The organism is Bradyrhizobium sp. NAS80.1 (assembly GCF_001908205.1).
In the GTDB taxonomy this organism is placed as follows: domain Bacteria; phylum Pseudomonadota; class Alphaproteobacteria; order Rhizobiales; family Xanthobacteraceae; genus Bradyrhizobium.
In genome coordinates this window covers 1-1,294 of the sequence record NZ_LGHL01000363.1, presented here as the reverse complement: position 1 = coordinate 1,294, position 1,294 = coordinate 1, and the positions used below count along the sequence as shown (strand labels likewise).

The window sequence follows — 1,294 nt, the reverse complement described above, 5'->3', positions numbered from 1 at the left end:
CGGGTTTTGGCCCTTCGCGTCATTCCGTTGCCGCGCAGTAAGCTGGTCGGTTTCGGAGAAGTGCAGACATCGAACGGCGGCCGAAACCTGAGAGTCGGTCGAGAATGACCCAAGACTGACATTGAGGGCTGCCTGCAATTGACCGGCCGCGTCCTTCACTGGCGGAGAAAAGACTGAATGGCGTCGGCAACATATTCAGGAAATTCTTCATGGACCGCGAGCTTGCCGACAGGCAGTTCTCGGAATTGTACGTTGGGCAGATTTCGCAAGACCTCCATCTCGGCTTTTGAGCGCCCGGGGGTGGCTGCCCCATAGACGACAAGGATGGGATCGGTGACCTGCTCTGCAGTCGCTAGAAACAGTTCGCGGGAGGACATCGGGTCAAGCTCTCCGGCCACAAACCGGACTGAGGCGTGTCGTGCACCGGTGGCATTGGTCACCGCGAGCTTCTCAGCAAGGCGGCGCTGATCGAGCCAGGCAGGATCAGCATAAACGTGTCCTTTGGCCATCATACGGATCATAGGTTGATTAACATTGAGCCGGTAGAGGGCAGCACCGACTATCGGGAGATCAACGAGCCGCGAGACGAAGCCGAACACCGCCCGGCGTCCCCCCATCATTGTTGGCAACGGCCCACGCCACGTCGGGGCGATGAGACACAACTTCCCGGCAGATCCCGGATGCTCGGCAGCGTGGGTGAGCAAGTACCCGGCCGCGTGACCGACCGCTACGGTTGCTGTGGGTTTCGGAAGCTTTTGCAGGATGTATGCAAGAAAGTTCCGATAGGCGTCCGGGTCCCAAGCTATTGCTGGACGCGGGTTGTCTCCGAACCCCGGCCAATCAACAGCAACCGACGCGAAGGCGGGTGCAAGCTTATCTGCCAAGGGTCGCATTTCAAAGCGGGTCGAAATTGAACTAAGCGCGGGAAGCATAAGGACGGTTGGGCCTTCGCCGCGTGTATCAATTCCGAGCGTTACGGTTCGATCCCGCCAAGACCACTCTATGCGTTCGACTGTCACCATATGTCTATGTCTCCGACCCTATCGTACACGGGAGAAGGCTTACCTGCATGTCTGGAGATGGCCCTGAGCTGAACAACGCAACAGCCGCTTCCATGTCGGCTGGTGGCGGGAAACCGGACGCCACAGGATCGTTGGGCTGACTGCCGCTTTTGCCCCGATTGTGTTGAAAAACTCGGTTTTCTGTGAGGTGTAATTTTTCTAAGCCGTGCTGACGCGTTCTCGCGGCAGAGACGTGGGGGACCGCGTCAGTTCGTTCGATTCAGCCGACGAGC

1 protein-coding gene is annotated in these 1,294 nt (G+C 58.5%); it reads right to left on the bottom strand.

What is annotated here, in order from left to right; all coding sequences use genetic code 11:
- Nucleotides 1-155: 155 nt before the first annotated feature.
- Complete coding sequence (locus AC629_RS43465) at nt 156-932, bottom strand: alpha/beta fold hydrolase (RefSeq protein WP_283848245.1); 777 nt, start codon at nt 930-932, stop codon at nt 156-158.
- Between the last annotated feature and the right edge of the window lie 362 nt (nt 933-1,294).

Bases quoted from the DNA above. Each gene is read 5' to 3' on its own strand.
- AC629_RS43465 (WP_283848245.1), bottom strand. From the start codon at position 932: ATGCTTCCCGCGCTTAGTTCAATTTCGACCCGCTTTGAAATGCGACCC.